This window comes from Ruegeria sp. CE8, from assembly GCF_056537465.1.
Genome location: NZ_JBQFRP010000034.1, coordinates 1 through 600, shown reverse-complemented (window position 1 = coordinate 600; position 600 = coordinate 1). Strand labels below are relative to the sequence as shown.

At 52.0% G+C, this 600-nt stretch carries 2 protein-coding genes; one reads left to right on the top strand and one right to left on the bottom strand.

Features of this window, described 5'->3' with window-relative positions; genetic code table 11:
• Positions 1 to 262, top strand: a 262-nt coding sequence (locus tag ACR0AA_RS23260; protein WP_480757764.1) for a DUF2842 domain-containing protein, incomplete at its 5' end; no start/stop codon positions are given.
• A 4-nt stretch (positions 263 to 266) separates the two neighbouring features.
• Here the strand turns inward: ACR0AA_RS23260 and ACR0AA_RS23255 are convergent.
• Positions 267 to 600: SDR family oxidoreductase (locus ACR0AA_RS23255; RefSeq protein ID WP_480757762.1), on the bottom strand; the 334-nt coding region annotated here is incomplete at its 5' end.

The window sequence follows — 600 nt, the reverse complement described above, 5'->3', positions numbered from 1 at the left end:
TCACCGAACAAAGGGAGAGCTGCCTGTCATGGCCCTTGGCTATAAAACCCGCAAGCGTTTGTCCCTGCTTATCCTGATCTTCGGGCTGCCTGCCTATATCGCGGCGGCGTGGTGGCTGATGAGCTTGTTTGAGCGCCCCTCCATCTGGGTGGAGTTTGCCATATATGTGGGGCTTGGTATTTTGTGGGCCCTGCCATTCAAAGCCGTTTTCAAGGGCGTTGGACAGGCAGATAACAACGGCGACAAAGACGGTAAACACTAACGCGTTAGTACGTGGCTCTGCCTCCCGACATATCAAAAACAGCGCCGGTGTTAAATGAGCATGCACTAGAGGAAAGCCACATCACTATATCGGCGACCTCCCGTGCGGAGCCAAGGCGCTTCATCGGTGACTTTGCTATCATAGTTTCCACAAAGTCAGGTTCCATCTGGTCGAGAATGTTCGTTTTTACTGCGGCAGGTGCCACACAATTCACTCGAACATTGGTTTCGGCCAGCTCTTTTGCGAGCGACTTAGTAAAGCCTATTACACCAGCTTTTGCCGCAGAATATGCAGATGCGTAGGGTGTACCCTCTTTGCCTGCAAGAGACGCCATATTA